Consider the following 19,814-nt stretch of genomic DNA (forward strand, 5'->3'; position numbering starts at 1 on the left):
TCATTTTTTCTACGGAAAAAATGAATGCTTTACGCCTCGGACGGGGTCGGAAGATGGATAGTGTCTGCCACCGGCAGAGTTGATCTTCGAGGCTACATTCATTTTTTCTACGGAAAAAATGAATGCTTTACGCCTCGGACGGGGTCGGAAGATAGATGACATCTGCCACCGGCAGATATTCCCTTCGAGGCTACACTCATTTTTTCTATGGAAAAAATGAGTGCTTTACGCCTCGGACGGGGCCGGAAGATCGGTGGTGCTTGCCACCGGCAGAGTTGATCTTCGAGACTACACTCATTTTTTCTACGGAAAAATGAGTGCTTTACGCCTTGGACGGGGCCGGAAGATAGATGACATCTGCCACTGACAGATAAACTTTCAAATCTATATATAGGGGAACAACTCGAGGGAGGAGAACGGCGCTCCTCCTCTTCAGTTTTCCCGGGGGAAGAGGGGGTTATTCCTCCTCTTCGATGTCGTAGAGATCGCTCAAGCGCTCGATGAAAATCTGGGCAATCTCGCCGAACTCCTCGTCGTTTTGAATGGGGGTGAAGACCGCCTCTTCGCCCTCGTCCTCCTCCGACTTCATGATGACCAGCTGGCCGTCGCTCTCCAGCATCTCCTGGGGCTGGTCGTACATGGGGATGAGCGCGGTGTAGAGGACCCCATCTTTTTCCATCGAGTCCACCAGCTCAAAGCTGTGCTCGCACCCGTCCTCGTCGCTCATGGTGACGATATAGGGCTCGCCGGTCTCCTGCTCGTTCTCGCTGCCCGCGGAAAGGGGCTCAAAATCTTGGGCCATGGGAATGACCTCCTCATTTGCTGATGGGCAAGGGGCCCTGTCTGCAGGGGCCTTTGCACGGGGGAGGACCGGTGGCCGGCGCCTCTTCCCTGTCTTTATTGTACCCTCTTTACAGGGGGTTCGTCAACAGCAAAAGGCGCCCATTTTTCGGCCCTGTCCCCAGCCGCCCCAATTTGCCAAAAAGCGCCCGCTTTTTCTTGCATTTGCCGCTAAAACAGGGTAGGATAGACAGTGCAATCCAATTGGGAGGGCGCGCAATGAACCGAAAAAACTGGTCTGTTCCCCTGGCGCTGGCGCTGGCTTGCAGCCTGCTCTTCGCCGGGTGCGGCACAGAGAAGAAGGAGAGCGGAAGCAAGATGCCTATGCAGTTTCAAACCCCGGCCCAGGACGCACCTGTGGCCGTCATGCACACCAATCAGGGGGACATCTCCCTGGTCCTCTTCCCCGAAAAGGCCCCCAAGGCCTGCGAGAACTTTCTCACCCACGCCAAGGACGGCTACTATGACGGGGTCATCTTTCACCGGGTGATCGAGGGCTTTATGATCCAGGGAGGCGACCCCGAGGGCACCGGCCGCGGTGGCCAGAGCATCTGGGGCCGCGTCTTTGAAAACGAGGTCAGCAGCGATCTGCGCCACTTCGTGGGGGCCCTCTCCATGGCCAACGCCGGCCCCAACACCAACGGCAGCCAGTTCTTCATCGTCACCGGCGACAAGGTGGACCCCTCGCTGCTGGAGCAGATGGAGCAGGTGGGCTGGCCACAGGAGATCATCCAGGCCTACAGAGAAAAGGGCGGTAGCCCCCACCTGGACGGCGGCTATTCGGTCTTTGGCCAGGTCATCGCCGGGCAGGAGGTGGCCGACGCCATCTCCAAGGTGGAGACCAGCGCCGGCGACAAGCCCAAGGAGGACGTGGTGATCCAGTCCATCGACGTGACCACCTACGGCGAGTGGGCCCAGTAAAGGGGAGAGGGGAAGCGCCCTGCCGGCAGCGATGCCGGCGGGGCGCTTTTTGGCGCTTTGGCGGGGTAAAACCCAGTCGAACGCGAAAAATATTTACACCATCCTGCACAAGGAAAGCGCCCTTTTTTGGTGAGATTTCCAATTTTGCAAAAACGTTTTTACAATTGGTTGACGGGGCCTCTCCGAGAAGGGTACAATGGGAATATCAAGAAGTGTCCCGGCTCCCTGCGGGCCGGTGAGGGGAGAGATGTTCGATGGCAAAACCAGTGGTGGTATTCGGCAGTTTCGTGGTGGATTTGATGGCCCGGGCGGATCACCTGCCCGTGCCCGGCGAAACGGTCAAGAGCGACCTGTTCAAGATGGGGCCCGGCGGCAAGGGCTTTAACCAGGCGGTGGCCGCCAAGCGGGCCGGCGCCGGGGTGGAGATGGTGACCAAGTTGGGCGAGGACAGCTTTGCCAACGTCTGCCTGGAGATGATGGAGGGCGAGGGGATGGACCGCTCCCACGTCTTTGTCACCGACAAGGCGTCCACCGGCGCGGCCCTGATCATGGTGGATGAACACACCAGCCAAAATCAGATTTTGGTGACCCTGGGCGCCTGCTCCACCTTTGACGATGCCGACATCGCCCAGGTGACCCCCCTCATCGAGGGGGCGGGCATCCTGCTGACCCAGCTGGAGACCAATGTGGACGCTGTGGAAAAGGTGATCGACATCGCCCACCGCAGCGGCACCACGGTGGTGCTCAACACCGCGCCGGTGCAGCCCATCACCGATGAGATGCTGCGCCAGGTGGACGTGATCACCCCCAACGAGGTGGAGGCCTCCATCCTCACCGGGGTGGAGATCAGGACCCCCGACGACGCCCTGAAGGCCGCCCAGGTCTTTTTGGACAAGGGGGTGGGCCAGGTGGTCATCACCCTGGGCAAACAGGGGGTGCTGGCCGTCACCCCCCAGCGCCACCAGCTCTTTGGCAACTACGATGTGCCGGTGCTGGACACCACCGGTGCGGGAGACGCCTTTAACGGCGGCTTTGTGGCCGCCCTGGCCGAGGGGAAGGACCTCTTTGAGGCCTGCGCCTTCGGCAATGCGGTGTCCAACCTGGCGGTGACCAAGATGGGCACCTCGGTGGCCATGCCCCACCGCGCCGAGGTGGATGCCTTCATCGCCGAAAACGGCCTGATCAAATAGCGCAAAAAAGCGACCCAAAAAGCGGCCCGTCTCCCTGCTCCGGGGGACGGGCCGCTTTTGTCATGCAGGGCGACTAATCCTCTTTGCGGTGGATGTAGACGGTGAGGCGGTTTTCGTCGAGGGGTTCGCCCTTTTCCAGCCGGCCGCCGTTCTCCTCCATCTGTTGGCGCTCGGCCTCCTCCCGTGCCTCTCCCTCCCGCAGGGCGGCCTCCAGTCGGGCAAGGAGTTCGCCGCTCTCGATGTCGGCGGGGGAGAGATTGTCGATCATGATGGAGGTGCCCTCCCCGGTGGTGGTGAAGAAGTGGTAGCGGGCAAAGGTGCAGCCAGCCGCCGTCAGCTTTTGGTGGGCGGACTCGAACATCTGCGCCAGGGCGGGGAGGGAGTCGTCCTCCCAGTCGGCGCGGATGGTGAGCTCCCACTGATCAGAGAGGGACCTGGAGAAGGGGACGTCCAGCGGCAGGGCGCGAACGGCCGCCTCGGAGGAGCCGCCCTTTCCCCCCAATGTCACCATGGAGTTGTTTTCCTCCAGCCCGGGGACCGCCTGGAGGAGGGGGATCACCTCGGCGCTGTAGTGCTCCTCCAGCCGCTGGCGGGTGTTCCAGCGGTCGGTGACATAGGTGCCGTAGTCGTCGTATTTGACCTTGCCCCCCTGCCAGTAGACGGCAAAGCGGGTGTCCTCGCTGACAGGGCTCTGCACCTGGGCGGTGTATTCGCCGAACTTGAAGTTGTAGTGGGCCTTTTCCACCTGCCACTCCTGCTGGGGGTAGGCGGACTGCACATAGGCGGCGATGTCCCGCCGCGCCATCCAGGCCGAGAGGGGGTTGCCCACAAAGGCGTTGGCCAAAAGGGCCAGCAGCGCCATCAGCAGCAGGGCGGCCGCCAGGGCCAGGGCCTTTAGAGCGGTTTTTTTGCGGGATCGGTTGGCGTTCATGTTGCACCTCCTGGGCGGTGGGGTCGGGCGGGGCCGTCGGGCTCCCGCCGAAAGACAAAGGCCAACAGCCTGGCGATCACCGCCCCCGCCAGGGCGAGCAGGCTGTAAATCAGGGCCATCAAGAGGGGGGAGAGGAGGAGAAAGGAGAGCCCCTCTCCCCAGCCCATACTCCCGGGGTGAACCAGCAGTTCCCAGCCGGCGCGGAGGAACAGCCAGAGATAGGTCAGCCCAAAGCAGCCCAGGGGCGCCCAGGGCCAGCGCCTGCCCAGGGCCAGGGCCCCCGCCGCCCCCGCCAGGGGGAGGAGGATCAGGTTGTAAAACATGTTGGCGGAGTAGGTGATGGCGAGCCCCACCAGGCAGCCCAGCCCGGCCAGCAGCAGCCCACCGGCCAGCAGCCGGCGGCGCAGGGCGGCCAGCACCCGCCCGTCGTCGGGCGGCGCAGGGGGGGCCAGGGAAGGGGCTTCGCCGGTCTCCGTCCGGCAGGATGGGCAGTGGGCCAGATGGGCTTCCACCAGGTGGCGGCTCTCCTCGCTGGCCACCCCGTCGCAGACCAGGGGCCAGAGGTCCAGACAGACCTGGCAGGGGATGTCGGTTCGTTCACCGCTCACAGCGATCCCTCCTTTTCCAGCGCGGCGCGCAGCCAGCGCTTGGCGCGAAAGTCAATCACCCGGGCCGACGACTCGGAGATTTGCAGCCGCTTTGCAATCTCGGCATAGGGCCAGCCGTCGGCCCGCATCCGCACCACCGTCTCGGCGGGGTCGCCCCGCCGGTGCAGCAGCTGCCCGATGCGCGCCAGGGTCTGGCGGCGGCAGAGGTCATCCAGCCCGTCGGCCAGGTAGAGGCCCAGCCGCTCGTCAAAGGGGACGTGGGAGCGCCCCTTTTGCAGCTGCCGCAGCCAGACGTTGCGGGCGATGCCGAAGAGCCAGGTTTTGGCCGAGGACGCCCCCCGAAAGGCGGGGAGGGCCCGCAGCGCCTCCAAAAAGGTCTCGGAGAGGAGGTCTTCAGCCAGGCTCGGGTCCCGCGCCAGCCCCAACAGGTAGCGGTAGACATCGTCTCGGTACTGCCGGTAAAAGCGCTCGATGGGGTGCAAGGCGGCTCCCTCCTCTCCGGCCGGCGGGCCCATTGGGGTGTCTTCACCTATCTGTCGCCAAAAAGGGGCTCGGCGTTACGCCCCCTCTCGAAAAAAAGGGGCAAAACGCAAAATTCTCTGCTTGACGCGGGATAGGATGGGTGCTATCATCAAACATTAAAAACAGATTGGCTGCGCCCTGCAGCCGAGAAGGAGGAGCGGGATGAACGAGAAGACCATCACCTATGAGGACATTCGCAGCAACCCGAAGATTCGCACCTACATTCAAAAGGCGGACGAGATGCTCTCGGCCCTGGGGTTTACCGAGCACTCCTTTGCCCACGTGACCCTCTGCGCCCAGAAGGCCGGCGACCTGTTGGCGGCCCTGGGCTACTCCCCCCGGGAGGTGGAGCTGGCCCGGATCGCCGGCTTCATGCACGACATCGGCAACACCGTCAACCGGGTGGCCCACGCCCAGTCGGGGGCGCTGATGGCCTTTCGCCTGCTGGAGGAGTTGGGGATGGCGCCGGAGGAGGTGGCCACGGTGGTGGCGGCCATCGGCAACCACGACGAGGGCACAGCCCAGCCGGTCAACCCCGCCTCGGCGGCCCTGATCCTGGCCGACAAGTCGGACGTGCGCCGCAACCGGGTGCGGGGCCCTGTGCGCCACCACGAGATTCACGACCGGGTCAACTACGCCGTCACCAACAGCAGTCTGCAACTGTCAGAGGACCGGTCGGTCATCCTCCTGCGGCTGGAGCTGGACAGCGCCATCTCCGACGTGATGGACTACTTTGAGATCTTTTTGCAGCGGATGGTCCTGTGCAAAAAGGCGGCCAACTTCCTCAAACTGCGCTTTCACCTGGAGATCAACGGGGTGCTGCTGGTCTCGTAGGAGAGTTTATTCAGGGGTGAAAGCGCCGCTTGAGGCGGGCGGGGTCGGCGATGACGACGCCCCCCTCGACCAGGGCGATGACCCCGTCGTCCCGCAGTTCCTTCAGATAGCGGTTGACGGTGCGCACCGTGCTGCCCAGAATGGCGGCCAGGGCCTCCTTGTCGACGGACAGGGGTTGCCCCCGGTTCTGGGCCAGCGTCCAGAGGTATTCGGCCACCCGCTCCTTGGCGGGGCGGTAGAGGTCGAACACCACCTGGCGGGTGTAGTTGAGAATCCCCTGGGCGCAATACTGTGCCTCCCAGAGGGAGAGGGCTGGATCGCTGCGAATGATCTCCATAAATTCGCCGGCGGTGATCTGCAGCGCCCGGCAGGGGGTGACCGCCTCGATCTTCACCAGGGAGACCTCCCCGGTGAGGACGTTTAGTTCTCCCAAAAAGATGTCGGGCCCCACCGGGCGGCCGGCCAGATAGGCGCCGTTGGGGAGAAGGCGGAGGGTGCAGACCTGTCCCTCCAGAAGCAAGTAGACGTGCACGGCGATCTCCCCGGGGGAGAAGATGGTCTGTCCGGCGGCGAAGGAGACCGGTCGCCACCGCTTCAGTTGTCCGCCTGCGCGGAGGAGTTGATATGGACTGTCCACTGTGGGCGTCCCCCTTTCCCTGTGCCAAGCAGCACGGCTCAAAAGCAGCAGATTGGAAGAGATATACAAAAAAACACCGATTGTTTGTGCAAAAAGGCGGGACAGCGAACCTATTCGCAGCCCTGCCTTTTTGTTTACAATGAAATCAGCCCCTTGAGGCGCTGGGGATCGGCGATCCGGACGCCGTCTCCGGCGGGGGCGATGATCCCCTCCTCCCGCAGCTCCTTGAGATAGCGGTTCACCGTGCGCACGGTGGTGCCCAGGAGGGTGGCCATGGCCGGTTTGTCCAGCCGCAGCGGTTCGCCGCGGCGGCGCGCCTCCCGGCAGAGGTATTCGGCGATCATCCCCTTGAGGGGGCGATGGATGTTGGAGACGGTGTCCCGGGTGTAGTTGAGGATCCCCTGGGCGCAGTACCGCGCCGCCCAGAGACAGAGTTCGTTGTCCCGCCGCAGGATGTCCAGATAGATGCCTGCCGGGGCGCGGAGCATCTTGCAGGGGGTGCAGGCAATGGTGTCCACCAGGGGCGGCTCGTCGCAGAGAACGGCCAATTCGCCCAGAAAGGTGCCGGGGCCCACCCGCGCCACCTCCAGCTCCACCCCGTCGGTGAGGGGGAGGACGGTGCGCACTTCGCCCTCGACAATCAGGTAGACCTGAACGATGATCTCCCCGATGGAGGAGATGACATCGCCGGCCTGAAAGGTGACCTCGGTCCACCGGTTCAGGTGTCCGTGGCTCTTGAGAATGTCGTAGGGTTCCCGCATCAACATGAAGATCGCCCCCTTGATCAAAATGGAAAGACAATGACCCAGATGGATTTTTTGGAGGAAGAAAAATGAAAAAGACAATCGCCAGTTTGCTGGCTCTGACTCTTGCCGCCGGCACCCTGCTTGCCGGGTGCGGCGACCAGAAGGAATCGGGCGGCGACGCATCCGAAAAAAGCACCCCTCGCAACGTGGCGTTTATCACCGGCGCCCTGGGCGACAAGTCCTTTGCTGACCTGGCCTGGGCCGGTGTGAAAAAGGCGGGCGAGGACTACGGGATCGAGGCCAAGGCCGTGGAGTACGGCACCGACAAGGCCAAGATCGCCCCCACCCTTCTCGACACCGCCGAAAGCTACGACATTGTGGTCTTTACCGGCAACGAGGTCATCGAGACGCTGGAGCAGTACTACCAGGATTACCCGAATACCAAATTCATCGGCTTTGACATCGACCCCGATTACGAGCTCCACATGGAGAATGTCTTTGCCATCACCTACATGCAGCACCAGGGCGAGTTTTTGGCCGGGGCGCTGGCCCAGAAGATGTCAAATACCGGCACCATCGGCTGTGTGCTCGGCAACGACTCCACCGGCATCAACGACTTCTTGGTGGGCTACATTCAGGGCTCGACCTACGCCAATCCCAAGGGGAAGGTGGCCTCCTCCTACGTGGGGGGCTACACCGACACCGCCAAGGCAAAAGAGTTGGCGCTGGTGCAGATCAGCCAGTCGGGAGCTGACGTGTTGCACCAAGTGGCCGGCGGCGCCGGACTGGGCCTCTTCTCCGCCTGCCAGGAGAAAAAGGTCTGGGGCATTGGGGTGGACGCCGACCAGCGGGAATTCTTTGTGGACAGCAAGCCCGAGGTTGCCGACGTGATCCTCACCTCGATGACCAAGCGCAACGACACCTCTCTGTACAAAACCATCGGCGAGACCCTCAAGGGGGAAACCCCCTATGGCACCAAGGTGAAGTGGGGGGTCAAAGAGGGGGCCACGGTGCTGGCGGAAAATGACTACTACCAAAAACAGGTGCCGCAGGAGACCCGCGACTACATCGACGGCCTGGAGGAGAAAATTTCCTCGGGGGAGCTAAAGGTGCAGACTGCCTATGGAATGGAGCAGGGCGTCTTTGTGCAGATGCGCGACGGGGTCAAGCCCTAGCGGAAAACCGACCAGGAGGATGAACAATGGATTGCAGTCCCATTTTACAGGCATATTTTGACGCGGGGTACGGCCGGGAATGGCCCCAGTCCGCCTGCAGCCCCGAATTTTTGGCCCGGCGCTTACAGCGCCCCGAGGGGGGCAGGCGGCTGGCGGTGGTGCTGGACACCGACACCTTCAACGAGGTGGACGACCAGTACGCCCTGGCCTACCTGCTCAAAAACCCCCAGCGCTTTGACCTCAAGGCTATTTTAGCCGCTCCCTTCCAAAACATCAAGGCCGAGACCCCAGATTTGGGGATGGAGCGCTCCTACCGGGAAATTTTGCGGGTTTTAAAACTGGTGGGGCAGGAGGAGAAAGCCGGGCTTGTCTACCGGGGAGCGAAGCGATTTTTAAAAAGCGAGACCGAGCCGGAGGAGACCCCCGCCGCCCGGCGGCTGGTGGAGTTGGCCCTGGCCCAGCCCGACGATGAGCCCCTCTACGTAATCGGCATTGCCGCCGCCACCAATCTGGCCTCCGCCGTGCTGCTCGAGCCGGCCATCTGCCAGAAGATTGTGGTGGTCTGGCTGGGCGGCCACAGCCGGGATTGGCCCAACTGCAAGGGCTTTAATCTGCTGCAAGACATCGCCGCCGCGCGGGTTCTCTTCGGCACCGGGCTGCCCTTGGTGCAGTGCCCGGCCAACGGGGTCACCAACGCCCTGGCCGTCACCGGCCCCGAGTTGGAGCACTGGCTGCGGGGAAAAAATCCCCTCTGCGACTACCTCTGCGACGTCACCGCGGAGGAGGCGGCCATCTACCGCCAGAGGGGCTGTTGGAGCCGGATCATCTGGGACGTGGCCCCAGTGGCCTGGCTGATGGAGGGCGACTTCGCCCAGAGCCGGCTGGTCACCAGCGTGCAGCCCTCCTACAGCGGCTACTATGAGGTGGGATCCCTGCGCCACCTGATGGGATATGTCTACAACATCGACCGGGACGGGGTATTCACCGAACTGTTCCGGGTGCTGAGCAAGTGAGTGCCCGCGTGGGCATTTGAAACCTCCCTTTTCCAAATCAAAGCGCCCCCGCCTCTTAGCCAGGCGGGGGCGCTTTGCAGCCGCTATGCGGGCAATTCACTTGCGAGAAGGCGCTTTAGGGCGGGGAGGGTCTCCTCCCGCAGGGAAAAGAAGAAGGCGGTGTGCCGGCAGAGCTGCAACGGCTGCCCATCCAGTGAGAAGGAGACCCCCATGGGACAGCGGGGGTTGCAGGCCCCGCTGCCCACCAGCCGCTTGCAGGGGGCGGCGCGGCGGACGGCGTCCTTCATCCCCTCGGGCAGCCCGTCGAGGAGGGCGGCGTCGGCGAGGGCGCGCTGGGGGTAGAGGCGCACCTTGGCCCCCGACTTGCGGCAGACAAAGACCGCCAGGGAGCCCCCTTTGCCCCCCCGTTTAAAGGAGAGGGTGGGGCCGCTCCTGGCCTCTTTGAGGGCGCAGGGGCAGCCGCCCTCGGCGAGCAGCTGGATCAGGGCCTGGGCCGCGGGGCGCTCCCCCTCGTCCAGGGCGGCGAGAAAGCGCTCCGGTGCGCTGTCAGCCACGGGGGAACTCCTTCTTGATGACCGGGATCCAGACCTCGTACTGGGTGTTTTGGGGGTCGGGGTTGAGGTAGACCTCCACGTCCGGGCCGTCGGCGTACTCGTAGCCCGAGGTGGGCAGCCACTCGGTGACGATGCGCTGTTCCAGCTCCTGGATGGAGCGGCCGGTGCCGCCGCCGAGGAAGACGGCCCAGGTGAAGGCGGGGATGGTGTACTCCTCCAGCCCCGCAGGCGCGGGCTGGCTGGAGGAGACGGCGATGAAATAGCACCACTCCTCCCCGTCGCCACAGGCGCTGACCCCCAAAAGCCCCATGGGCGGGGTGTCCATCAGGGCGGCCAGCCGGGGGATGGTGCCGTCGGCCGCGGCCCGCTCCCACATCTGGGGGACGACGGCAAAGTTCTGCTGGATCTCCCGGTGCAGGGGCGCGCTGATCCCCAGAATGCGGATGGGGCCTCTCTCTTCTATGCGGTAGTTCATTTCCTCCACTCCTTTGACGGTGATTTTGAAACTGACGGGAGGATAGGATTTCAGGGGTGCGCCGCCCTTTTTGGCCAGGGACGGGGCGATGCCGTGCACGCCCTGAAAAGCCCGGTTGAAGGCGGTGGGGGAGGCGTAGCCATAGCGCAGGGCAATGTCGAGGACCGTCTCCTCCCCCCGGCAGAGGTCCACTGCGGCCAGGGACATCCGCCGCCGGCGGACGTACTCGGAGAGGGGGACCCCCGCCAGGTAGCTGAACATCCGCTGAAAGTGATAGGAGGAACAGCAGGCCACTTTGGCCGCCTCCTCCAGGTCCAGTTCGCCGGCGAGGTGTTCCTCAATATAGCGCACAGCCAGGTTCAGTTGCTCGATCCACTCCATGAAATCCACTCCTTGTCCACATCATACCGCCGGGGGCGGAAGGGTTCCTCTCTTTTGGCGGCCGGATTCCGCGAGGCCGAAAAAACGCGCGGCGGCAGGGAGGGCGCCCCTGCCGCCGCGCGGGAAAAGCGGGTGTCTACCGGCCCTGTAAAAAGGCCAGGGCGTTGTCCAATACCTTGCGGCTGAGCCGCTGGTTCATCTGCAGGGAGGCGCCAGACCCCCGGTGGGTCAACAGCACCCCCCGCAGCCCCTCCAGTTCGGGGGCGGCGTCGCCGATGCCGCAGCCGTCGCAGAGGTAGTAGTTGTCCTCATCCTCCGCCAGCCACCCCTTGAGGGCGGCCCGGTCAAAGGTGTCCCCCAGGGAGGTGTTGAGCAGCAGTTTTCCGCCCGAGAAGGCGGCGAACTCCTCCCTGCCCAGCAGGCGGGTCCCCCGGGGCAGGTGGGTGGAGACGGCGTCGCAGGTCTGCAGCAATTCCCGCAGGGGCAGATAGCGGATGCCCAGCTCCTTTTCCACCTGGGGTTTGGGGGTGCGGCTGAAGTAGTAGAGTTGGGCGCCGAAGAACTGTAGGGCGCGGGCCAGCTTGATCCCCACCGTTCCCAGGCCGATGATCCCCACCTTGAGGCCCCCCAGCTCCCGCGGTTCCCCCCGCCAGAGGGGCCCTTCAAAGCCGTGGAGCAGGTTGACCAGGGCGGCCACCTCGTACTCGATGACCCCCTCGTCGCCGTAGTCGAAGATGCCGGTCACCGGGATGCCCCGGGCCTCGGCGGCGCGGATGTCCACGTTGGCGCTGTCGGCCCCGTAGAGGCTGCAGCACATCCCGATGTAGCGCAGGCCCGGCGCAGCGGCGATGGCCGCGGCGGAGATGGGGGTCTTGTAGGAGACGAAGAGGGCGTCGCACCCCGCCATCCGGCGGATGGTCTCCTCCTCGCTGTCGGGGGCCGTGTCGTAGAAATCGACCTGGTCGCAGAGGGCGCGCAGCTCCCCCCGCCCCTCGCCAGTCAGGTTGGTGGGGTCAATGACCACCACGTGGGAAAATCGTTCCATCCCGTATTCCTCCCTTGAATGCAATTTAGTAGCCCAGCACGTCGGTCAGGGAATCGTCCTCGTCCACCCAGGCGGACTGGACGTCGATGACCCGGTACTCGTCCCGGGTGTCGCGGATGACCACCGTCTCGATGCCGGCGTTGATGATGAGGCGCTTGCACATGGAGCAGGAGCTGGCGTTTTTGACATAGCCGCCCCCCTCGCACTCCCGCCCCACCAGGTAGAGGGTGGCGCCGATCATCTTCTGGCGCTCGGCGGAGATGATGGCGTTGGCCTCGGCGTGGACACTGCGGCAGATCTCGTACCGCTCCCCCCGGGGGACGCCCAGCTTGCTGCGCATGCAGTAGCCCAGGTCACAGCAGTTTTTGCGGCCCCTGGGTGCGCCCACATAGCCGGTGGAGATGATCTCGTCGTCCCGCACGATGATGGCCCCGTACTTTCGCCGCAGGCAGGTGCCGCGGGTGAGCACGCTCTCGGCGATGTCCAGGTAGTAGTTTGTCTTGTCCCGCCGTTTTTCCATATTTAATCCCTCCCAGGTCGCTCTTTTCGAGTTGGCGTCTCTTTCTCTATCATAGGGGATTTTGAAACCGTTTGCAAGGAAATCCCCAATTTTCCAGCGGGGATCAGGGGCTGTTCCCGGCCGGGAAAGTGTGCTATAATGGCCGCAGGAAAGCCCGCCCGGCGCGACCGGGCCCAAGCGGGCGGCCACCGGCCGCCACCTGATTTTGAGGAGGTCATTTCCATGACAAAAGAGCAAGAGAAGATTCTCATCGAAAAGTCCATCGCTTCCTGCGAGGGGGCCTATGTGCCGTACAGCGGCTTTCACGTGGGCGCCTGCGTGCTGGGGGAGGACGGCAAGTTCTACACCGGCTTCAATGTGGAGAACGTCTCCTACGGCGCCACCATCTGCGCCGAGCGCTCGGCGGCCATCAACATGATGACCAACAGCTCTTCCCGCAAGATTCTCGCCCTGGCCGTGGCCGCTGGCGACACCTGCGAGACCATGCCCTGCGGCATCTGCCGGCAGTTCCTCTGCGAGTTCATGGAGCCCGACGCCCCGGTTTACACGGTGGCCAGAAACGGCGATTTCATGGTCAAGACCTTTGCCGAGATCATGCCGTTTGCCTTTACTTCTTTTAAGAAGGACTAGCGGATGCCGCAGCTCTGGAAGATCGGCTCCATCAAAGACATCCTCTCCCGGCACGGCTTCACCTTCTCCAAGGCCCTGGGCCAAAACTTCCTCATCAACCCCACCGTCTGCCCCCGGATGGCAGAGGTCTCCGGCGTCACCCCCGACAGCGGGGTGATCGAGGTGGGCCCCGGCATCGGGGTGCTGACTGCCGAGCTCTCCAAGCGGGCGCGCAAGGTGGTGGCCATCGAGCTGGACGACCGGCTGCTGCCGGTGTTGGAAGAGACCCTGGGCGGGCGGGAGAACGTGACGGTGGTGCACGGCGACATCCTGAAAATCGACCTGAAAGGGCTCATCGAGCGGGAGTTTGCCGGGATGGAGGTCTGTCTCTGCGCCAACTTGCCCTACTACATCACCTCCCAGGTGATCATGCGCCTGCTGGAGGAGCGGCTGCCCCTAAAATCCATCACCGTGATGGTGCAAAAGGAGGCGGCTGCCCGTCTCTGCGCCCCCCTGGGCAGCCGGGAGTGCGGTGCGGTGACGGTGGCGGTGCGCTATTTCAGCGAGCCGCGGGTGGTCTTTGGGGTCTCGGCGGGGAGCTTCCTCCCCGCCCCCAAGGTGGACTCGGCGGTGATTCAGCTGGCGGTGCGGGAGCGCCCCCCGGTGGCGGTGGAGAGCGAGCGGGCTTTTTTCCGGGTGGTGAAGGCCGCCTTTGCCGGCCGCCGCAAGACCGCCGTCAACAGCCTTTCCATGAACCTGGGGCTGCCCAAGGAAACGGTGTCCGCCGCCTTTGTCGGCGCGGGGATCGCCCCCACTGCCCGGGCGGAAAACCTCTCCATGGAGCAGTTGGCCGCCCTGGCGGCCGCCCTCTTTCCCCAGGCGAGATCGCCGCAGGGCGAAAAAGGGAGATAGAAGAACAAAAAACACCTGCGGGCTTCGGTCCGCGGGTGTTTTTTTGCGTGGACAGCAGCCACCCCTCTCCGTGCGGCGGCGAAAAGGGGCGGGGCACTTGCCTGCTGGCTCCCTCTCTCTCCCCAAACAAGGCCGCTGCAAGGGGAGGGGAAGGCCGGCTGTTTTTCCCTCCGCCTGTCAGGCCTGCGGGGGGTTCTTGTGGTCAGCAACACCCCCTTTTTCCCAACGGGGTTGCCCCAGGGCGGCAAAATGGAAAATTTGGAAATAGCCATTGCGGCCCACCGAATCGAGGGCTTTTTGACGGGCGGGCACAAGGGGGAGAGGGCCACTCCCCGTGGCAGAAGCGATTTAGTCCTCATCTGTCCAAGGTACAGAAGCGGTACAGGGCCTTCGCCTCCTCCCGGGCGGTTAGCCCCCTTTTTTGAACTGCCAAAACACCTGAGCGCACAGGCGGTTTAGAGAGAAATGACGGCGGGTTTGCTCCCAAGCAGAGAAATCCCTTGACAAGCGAACAAGTGTTAGCTAACATAAAAGAGAACGATCGTTAGCCAAATGGCGGCCTGCCGCCGAGGAGGTTTTTATGAAACTCTACTTTGGAAAGTCGACCCTGACCACCCTGCTGCTGGCGGGGTTTGTGGCCTATGTGGCCCTCGCCTTCTGGCGGCGGGGGGAGATTGTGCACTGGGGGCGCAGAACCCTGCTGGTGCTGGCCTGGGGGCTGCTGCTCTGCATGCAGGCCGCTGTGCGGGACGGCTACCATCTCTCGGTGCAGCACGCCATTGACGGCAGCTGCGCCCCCGGCCTCTTCGCCGCCGCCGGTCCCCAGGCCATTGTCGTCGGGGTGCTGGCGGCGGTGGTCCTCTGCGCGGTCATCACCCCCTTTCTGGACAGCCAGTTGGGGCGGCGGGGGTTGTTTTTCGCGGCCGCCGGGTGTATGCTGATGAAAATTGCCTTTGTGGAGTTCTCCCGCGTCTGGCTCTGGCTGTCGGGGGGGACTGGCTGGAAGTTCTGACGGAAAAGAGGGGTCGCATGCCCAGGCGAAACACCAAGGAGATCATTTTGGAGAGGGCGCTGGAGCTCTTCTCCCGGCGGGGATACGCCGGGGTCAGCGTGCGGGACATCGCCGCCGCCGTGGGCATTCGCGAGAGTTCGCTCTACAAACATTTTTCGGGCAAGCGCGCCATCTTTGACGCCATTGTGGAGGAGATGCGGGGCCGGTATGCCGCCGCCGAGCGAGCCCTGCGGGTCCCCCAGGCAGGAGAGGGAGACCTCGCCGCGGCCTACGGTGAGATCGGGCCGCAGCAGTTGGCAGAGCTCTGCCGAAAGATGTTTTTGCACAGCACCCGCGACCCCTATGCCACCCAGTTTCGCAAGATGCTCACCATCGAGCAGTACGCCTCCCCCGAGGTGATGGCGACCTACCGGGACTTCTTTCTGGACGGGCCGATTGCCTTTCAGACCGAACTCTTTTCCCAGATGATCGGCCAAGGGTATTTTCGCGGGGGGGACGCAAAGGCCATGGCCCTGCAGTTTTACGGGCCCATCTTCCTGCTGCTCTCCCGCTGTGCCGGGCCGGAGGACGAGGCAGACTGTCTGGCCCTGTTGGAGCGGCATGTGGCCCAGTTCGCCGCCGACCACGGGAGCGGGGCAGAACAATGAACACAGGGGCGACCGGTGATTCGGTCGCCCCTGTGTTGTGTCCGCAGTTGAGAAAAAGTGTCGAGCAGCATTTTGCCTGCGGCGGCACACCTGTACAGGGGCGCTCGCAGCAGAGACAGGGCCCCATTTTTCCTTCTTCAGCGGGGTTTTGCAGGGGGGAGGACGACAGCCCCGCCCTCTGTTGGGCGCGCTATCCCCTAGGAAAAGAGCCCTTTCCACTCCCGGTACCAGCGGGGGACCGGCTGGGCAAAGCCGTCATAGTCGGCCAGGGCGCTGTGGCAACGGGCCTGCATATCCGCCACCTTGGCGGGGCCAAAGGCCCCGGCCCAGTCGACGGCGCCGAGGGCGTTGTAGGCGACGTAGGCCGCCAGGGCCTGCCAGAAGGCCTCCGGGGGCTCCCCCTGCCAGTAGCCGTGCACCTGCCCCACCGAGAAGGGGACGCTGACGGGGACATCAAAGGCCTGCACCATGCGAAACTCCTCCCACCCGTCGCCGATGCGCTGGCGGTTGAAGTCGATGATCCCCACCCGCCCCTGGGGGGTGAAAATCAGGTTGCCCAGGTGAAAGTCGCCGTGCAGGTAGACGGCCGGTCGGACCGCCAGCAGGGGCAGCTGGGTTTTGGCCAGGTCGAGGGCGGCCCGGTCCCCCTCCACCCGTGCGCCGCCCTGCTCGTACCGGGCCAGCTTGCGCAGCCGCCGGCCGGTCAACTCCTCCGTGCCCTCCCCCGGTGCGAGGGGAAGGCTGTGCAGCCCCCGCAGAAACTGGCCGGCCTCCCGCCCCAGCCGGTACTGCTCCTCCGGCGCAAGGCGGGGGAGGGCGGTCTCCAGCGACTCGCCCTCGACCCATTCCAGCAGCATGTAGAGGGACTGACCGCCCTGGCACTCACCCATTTCCACCGCGCGGGAGAGGGGGAAGGGCAACTCGCCGAAGCGGCGGATGCGGCGGTACTCCACCTCTTTTTGGGGGCGCTGGTCCGCGCCGGTGATCCGCAGGAGAAGGTCTTCTCCCGCCCGGGTGTGCACCCGGTACTTTCGCTCGGCCGACCAGCCGGCGAGGATGGGGGTCACCTCCTCCCAGCGCCCGGCGCCGGGGATGTCCTGCCATTCCTTCACACCTGTTCCCCCCTCTTTTAAATCAGCCCTTTCGGCGGCGTTTTGCTGTGGGAAAAAAGGATACCACCCGGCGGACAAAAAGGCAAGGGCGCGGGCGCTTTCCCATTGAGAAATGGAAAAAGTTCACAAAATCTTTCCTTTTGCCCCAGCGCGCCGATGGTATACTAAAGACGGCCTTTGGCCTGTACGGAAAATACGAGAGCCGGGAGGTTTGCAATGAAGAGCCTACAAGATTGCTATATTTTGAAAAACGGCGTCAAAATGCCCTGCGTGGGCTATGGCACCTACAAGACCCACGAGGAGGAGACCTACCGGGCGGTGCGCGCGGCTATCGACATCGGTTACCGCCACATCGACACCGCCTCCCTCTACGGCAACGAGGCGGCGGTGGGCCGGGCCGTCCGGGATTGCGGCCTTCCCCGGGAGGAGCTGTTTGTCACCAGCAAGCTGTGGAACGACGACCAGGGCTACGAGTCCACCCTGGCGGCTTTTGCCCGCACCCTGGAACAGCTGGGACTGGACTATGTCGACCTCTACCTGATCCACTGGCCCATCCCAGAGGGGCGGGAGGGGGACTGGCAGACCCTCAACCAGGAGAGTTGGCGGGCCATGGAAGAGCTCTACCGGGCCGGCAAGGTCCGGGCCCTGGGGGTGAGCAACTTCCTCCCCCACCACCTGCAGTCGCTGATGGACACGGCGCAGGTGCCGGTGATGGTGGATCAGCTGGAAATTCACCCCATGCGCCACCAGCGGGAGGCGGTGAACTTCTGCCAGCGAAACGGCATTCAGGTGGAGGCCTGGGCCCCCCTGGTGCGCGGCCACGCCTTTGGCGATCCGGTGCTGTGCTCGCTCTCCGAGAAGTACCAGAAGACGGTGCCCCAAATCTGCCTGCGGTGGAGCATGCAACAGGGAATCGTCCCCCTGCCCAAATCGTCCCACGAGGGGCGAATTCGGGAGAACGCCGACATCTTTGACTTTGCCCTGGCCCCCGAGGACATGGCAAAACTCCTCTCCCTGGACGGCGCGCTGGGGGTGGGCCGCCACCCCGACCACTTTGGCGAGAAGAAGTAACGCTTGCCTTTGCCCCTTTGCCCAGCTGCAAGCCCTGTCGAACGGTGGGGGGCGGCGGTGGGAAATAGCGGTTTTGGTTGCTTTTTGTCCCCCTTTTGTGCTATTCTTAAAGGCAAGAAAGGCCGCGCGGGCGCCTTGCTCTCGGTGCGGCCAGTTCAAAAGAGGAGTGCAATTGTATGAAATCCATCTTCCGCAAGATCGCCTGTCTCTCCCTGGCGGCGCTGGTTGCCCTGGGCGCCCTCACCGGCTGTGGAAAGAACGGCTACGTGTCCAAACTCAACGAGGTCACCGAGGCCTGCAACCCCATTGTCGACGAGTTCAATACCGCCCTGCAGAACTTTGAGTCCGAAGAGGGCGCGGGCCAGATCGGGGACATTCTGGACCGGCTGCAGACCGAGTACAAAAAAATTCTCGAGATCAAGGCCCCCAAGGGCTACGAGGACTGCACCGAGAAGTTCCAGGAGGCGGCCGACAAATTGGACGCCGGCATCGCCCTCTACAAAGAGGCCCTTGCCACCCCCATCAGCGATGAAATGACCGCCGAGGAGCGCAAGGCCTACACCGAGAAGATCTCCCAGGGCGACGATCTCTTCAAAGAGTATCAGACCGCCTACCAAGAGGGGATCAACCTGGTCAACAGCAAATAGGGGCGGCTGCCCCAGTAAAAAAACCTCCTCTCCCGCTTGCGGGAGAGGAGGTTTTTTACTTCTGTTTTTACTCGGCGGCGACGGCCTCTTCCCGGGGGGCGGATTTCTTTTGGCGGGGGAAGATCAGCTGGCAGACGGCGGCCATGGCCACAGCGGTCACGGCAAAGGTGGCGTAGGCGGGCCGGTAGCTGCCCATGCTGTCAAACACCGCGCCCATGACAAGGGGGGTCAGCATGTCGCCAAAGCGGGTGAAGGCGGTGAGAAAGCCGTAGATGGCGCTGTAATCCCGCAATCCGTAAAGGCTCTGGGTCAGGATGGGGTAGGCAACCGAGCCGTAGGCGCAGCCCAGACCGGCGCCGAGGACCACCAACACCAGAAAGAGGGGGGAGGTGTGGGCGAAAAGGCAGCCGATAAGCCCTACCACCGTGGCGGCGTAAGCCGAGAGGGTGGCGATGCGGATACCCAGTTTGTCGTAGAGGGTGCCCAGCAGCAGTTTGCCCACCGCCAGCGAGCCCATGCAGGCCGCCGAGATCAGAGCCGAGGTCTGCAGGGAGTAGCCCACGTCGCTGACATGGGGGGCGATGTTGATCATCAGCCCGTACATGCAGAGTTCGCTGACGATGATGCAGAGGCAGAAGGCCCAGAAGCGGGGGGTCTTGACCACCTGGCCGAAGGTAAGGCCCTGATCCATCCGGGCGGCGGGGGCCTGTTCCCCCTTCTCTCCCAGGGGGAGAAGGCCCATGTCCTCCGGCTTGCTGCGGATGACGAAAAAGACGATGGGAATGAGGGTGACCCCCATGATGGCCGCCAGGATTTGAAAGCTGACCCGCCAGCCCGTCCCCTCGATGAGGACCCCGGCCAGGGAGTTAAAGACCATGCCGCCCACGCCGCTGCCCATAAAGGCCAGCCCCAGGGCAAACCCCCGCTTCTCGTGAAACCAGTTGCTTAGCAGGATGGAGAGGGGCACCATGTGCACGGTGCCCAGCGCCAGCCCCAGCACCGCCGAGATCAGGTAGAACACCCAGATGGACGAGGCCAGGGAGTAGCAGAAAAAGCTGACCGTCAGGGCGATGGAACTGACCTTCATCACCTGTTTGACGGCGAAGCGGGAGAAAATTCTGCCGCTGAACAGGGCGGTGACCATCATCGCCGCATTGGAGATGGTCTGCATGGCCCCCACCGACTGGCGGGAAAAGCCGAAGTGGGCGCAGATGGGTTTGATAAAGAGACTAAAGCAGTTGGTGGCGATACCCATGGAGACGGCCATCACCACAAAGGCCGCCCCCACGATCACCCAGCCGTAGAAAAACGGCTTGCGAGTCTTTTGCACGGTGTCACTCCTCCTCGACGTCCCAAAAGCCGGGCGGCGCCCGGCTTTTGACAATACGCGTTTATTTTAGCGCAATTTGTCG

General features: G+C 63.6%; 23 protein-coding genes. 11 read left to right on the top strand and 12 right to left on the bottom strand.

All coding sequences use genetic code 11. The annotated features are described in order from the left end of the window. Positions 1–457 precede the first annotated feature (457 nt). Positions 458–802, bottom strand: a complete 345-nt coding sequence (locus HJY11_RS10805) for a DUF1292 domain-containing protein (protein ID WP_208075975.1) — start codon at positions 800–802, stop codon at positions 458–460. A 257-nt stretch (positions 803–1,059) separates the two neighbouring features. On the opposite strand from HJY11_RS10805, the gene HJY11_RS10810 reads away from it, so the two are divergent. Together HJY11_RS10810 and rbsK are read left to right on the top strand one after the other, a co-directional pair. Continuing rightward, entirely contained in the window at positions 1,060–1,761 is a 702-nt protein-coding gene (locus HJY11_RS10810) for a peptidylprolyl isomerase (protein WP_243764445.1), read from the top strand. Between the two features lie 254 nt (positions 1,762–2,015). After that, a complete protein-coding gene (rbsK, locus tag HJY11_RS10815; RefSeq protein WP_208075976.1) occupies positions 2,016–2,951 on the top strand; it encodes a ribokinase in 936 nt (311 codons plus the stop codon). A gap of 73 nt (positions 2,952–3,024) precedes the next feature. Here the strand turns inward: rbsK and HJY11_RS10820 are convergent, their stop codons facing one another. Genes HJY11_RS10820 through HJY11_RS10830 form a run of 3 tightly spaced genes read right to left on the bottom strand, consistent with a single transcriptional unit; the run spans position 3,025 to position 4,972 of the window. Continuing rightward, positions 3,025–3,882 carry a hypothetical protein gene (locus HJY11_RS10820; protein WP_208075977.1) on the bottom strand — a complete coding sequence of 286 codons (858 nt, stop codon included), beginning with the start codon at positions 3,880–3,882 and terminating at the stop codon, positions 3,025–3,027. Beyond that, entirely contained in the window at positions 3,879–4,490 is a 612-nt protein-coding gene (locus HJY11_RS10825) for a zf-HC2 domain-containing protein (RefSeq protein ID WP_208075978.1), read from the bottom strand. Before HJY11_RS10825 ends, HJY11_RS10820 begins: the two co-directional genes overlap by 4 nt. Next, positions 4,487–4,972 carry an RNA polymerase sigma factor gene (locus HJY11_RS10830; RefSeq protein WP_208075979.1) on the bottom strand — a complete coding sequence of 162 codons (486 nt, stop codon included), beginning with the start codon at positions 4,970–4,972 and terminating at the stop codon, positions 4,487–4,489. The genes HJY11_RS10825 and HJY11_RS10830 overlap by 4 nt, the downstream gene beginning before the upstream one ends. A gap of 202 nt (positions 4,973–5,174) precedes the next feature. Here HJY11_RS10830 and HJY11_RS10835 point away from each other — a divergent pair, with 202 nt between their 5' ends. Beyond that, positions 5,175–5,846 carry an HD domain-containing protein gene (locus tag HJY11_RS10835; protein ID WP_021660360.1) on the top strand — a complete coding sequence of 224 codons (672 nt, stop codon included), beginning with the start codon at positions 5,175–5,177 and terminating at the stop codon, positions 5,844–5,846. 10 nt (positions 5,847–5,856) lie between these two features. Here the strand turns inward: HJY11_RS10835 and HJY11_RS10840 are convergent, their stop codons facing one another. Continuing rightward, complete coding sequence (locus HJY11_RS10840) at positions 5,857–6,483, bottom strand: Crp/Fnr family transcriptional regulator (RefSeq protein ID WP_208075980.1); 627 nt, start codon at positions 6,481–6,483, stop codon at positions 5,857–5,859. Positions 6,484–6,617: 134 nt separating this feature from the next. Further along, positions 6,618–7,250, bottom strand: coding sequence for a Crp/Fnr family transcriptional regulator (locus tag HJY11_RS10845; protein ID WP_208075981.1), 633 nt, complete (start codon positions 7,248–7,250; stop codon positions 6,618–6,620). Between the two features lie 65 nt (positions 7,251–7,315). Here HJY11_RS10845 and HJY11_RS10850 point away from each other — a divergent pair, with 65 nt between their 5' ends. Further along, positions 7,316–8,404, top strand: coding sequence for a BMP family ABC transporter substrate-binding protein (locus tag HJY11_RS10850; protein ID WP_208075982.1), 1,089 nt, complete (start codon positions 7,316–7,318; stop codon positions 8,402–8,404). A 26-nt stretch (positions 8,405–8,430) separates the two neighbouring features. After that, positions 8,431–9,417, top strand: coding sequence for a nucleoside hydrolase (locus HJY11_RS10855; RefSeq protein WP_208075983.1), 987 nt, complete (start codon positions 8,431–8,433; stop codon positions 9,415–9,417). Positions 9,418–9,500: 83 nt separating this feature from the next. Here the strand turns inward: HJY11_RS10855 and HJY11_RS10860 are convergent, their stop codons facing one another. From HJY11_RS10860 to HJY11_RS10875, 4 genes are all read right to left on the bottom strand, one after another. Next, on the bottom strand, positions 9,501–9,971 hold the full coding sequence (locus HJY11_RS10860) for a hypothetical protein (protein ID WP_208075984.1): 471 nt from the start codon (positions 9,969–9,971) through the stop codon (positions 9,501–9,503). Next, the gene (locus HJY11_RS10865; protein WP_208075985.1) at positions 9,964–10,827 is read right to left on the bottom strand and encodes an AraC family transcriptional regulator; all 864 of its coding nucleotides are present in this window, start codon (positions 10,825–10,827) and stop codon (positions 9,964–9,966) included. Before HJY11_RS10865 ends, HJY11_RS10860 begins: the two co-directional genes overlap by 8 nt. 136 nt (positions 10,828–10,963) lie before the next feature. Next, the gene (locus HJY11_RS10870) at positions 10,964–11,872 is read right to left on the bottom strand and encodes an NAD(P)-dependent oxidoreductase (protein ID WP_208075986.1); all 909 of its coding nucleotides are present in this window, start codon (positions 11,870–11,872) and stop codon (positions 10,964–10,966) included. A 25-nt stretch (positions 11,873–11,897) separates the two neighbouring features. Next, positions 11,898–12,392 (bottom strand): deoxycytidylate deaminase, encoded by a 495-nt coding sequence (locus tag HJY11_RS10875; protein WP_208075987.1) that lies wholly within the window; start codon positions 12,390–12,392, stop codon positions 11,898–11,900. 222 nt (positions 12,393–12,614) lie between these two features. On the opposite strand from HJY11_RS10875, the gene cdd reads away from it, so the two are divergent. The 4 genes from cdd (at position 12,615) to HJY11_RS10895 (ending at position 15,572) form a co-directional block, all read left to right on the top strand. Next, positions 12,615–13,022: a cytidine deaminase gene (gene cdd, locus HJY11_RS10880; protein ID WP_208075988.1), complete on the top strand. Its 408-nt coding sequence runs from the start codon at positions 12,615–12,617 to the stop codon at positions 13,020–13,022. A gap of 3 nt (positions 13,023–13,025) precedes the next feature. Then, positions 13,026–13,913, top strand: coding sequence for a 16S rRNA (adenine(1518)-N(6)/adenine(1519)-N(6))-dimethyltransferase RsmA (gene rsmA, locus HJY11_RS10885; RefSeq protein WP_208075989.1), 888 nt, complete (start codon positions 13,026–13,028; stop codon positions 13,911–13,913). Between the two features lie 580 nt (positions 13,914–14,493). After that, entirely contained in the window at positions 14,494–14,925 is a 432-nt protein-coding gene (locus HJY11_RS10890) for a hypothetical protein (RefSeq protein ID WP_208075990.1), read from the top strand. 17 nt (positions 14,926–14,942) lie between these two features. Beyond that, entirely contained in the window at positions 14,943–15,572 is a 630-nt protein-coding gene (locus tag HJY11_RS10895) for a TetR/AcrR family transcriptional regulator (protein ID WP_208075991.1), read from the top strand. Between the two features lie 197 nt (positions 15,573–15,769). On the opposite strand, the gene HJY11_RS10900 is transcribed toward HJY11_RS10895, so the two are convergent. Then, positions 15,770–16,684 (bottom strand): phosphotransferase family protein, encoded by a 915-nt coding sequence (locus HJY11_RS10900; RefSeq protein ID WP_208075992.1) that lies wholly within the window; start codon positions 16,682–16,684, stop codon positions 15,770–15,772. Positions 16,685–16,900: 216 nt separating this feature from the next. Between HJY11_RS10900 and HJY11_RS10905 the strand changes: the two genes are divergently transcribed. After that, the gene (locus HJY11_RS10905; RefSeq protein ID WP_208075993.1) at positions 16,901–17,755 is read left to right on the top strand and encodes an aldo/keto reductase; all 855 of its coding nucleotides are present in this window, start codon (positions 16,901–16,903) and stop codon (positions 17,753–17,755) included. 176 nt (positions 17,756–17,931) lie between these two features. Then, entirely contained in the window at positions 17,932–18,402 is a 471-nt protein-coding gene (locus HJY11_RS10910) for a hypothetical protein (protein WP_208075994.1), read from the top strand. Positions 18,403–18,469: 67 nt separating this feature from the next. Here HJY11_RS10910 and HJY11_RS10915 read toward each other — a convergent pair whose 3' ends face one another. Next, entirely contained in the window at positions 18,470–19,732 is a 1,263-nt protein-coding gene (locus HJY11_RS10915) for an MFS transporter (RefSeq protein ID WP_208075995.1), read from the bottom strand. Positions 19,733–19,814: the final 82 nt, after the last annotated feature.

The organism is Bittarella massiliensis (ex Durand et al. 2017), from assembly GCF_017566145.1.
GTDB classification, from domain to species: Bacteria; Bacillota; Clostridia; order Oscillospirales; family Ruminococcaceae; genus Bittarella; species Bittarella massiliensis_A.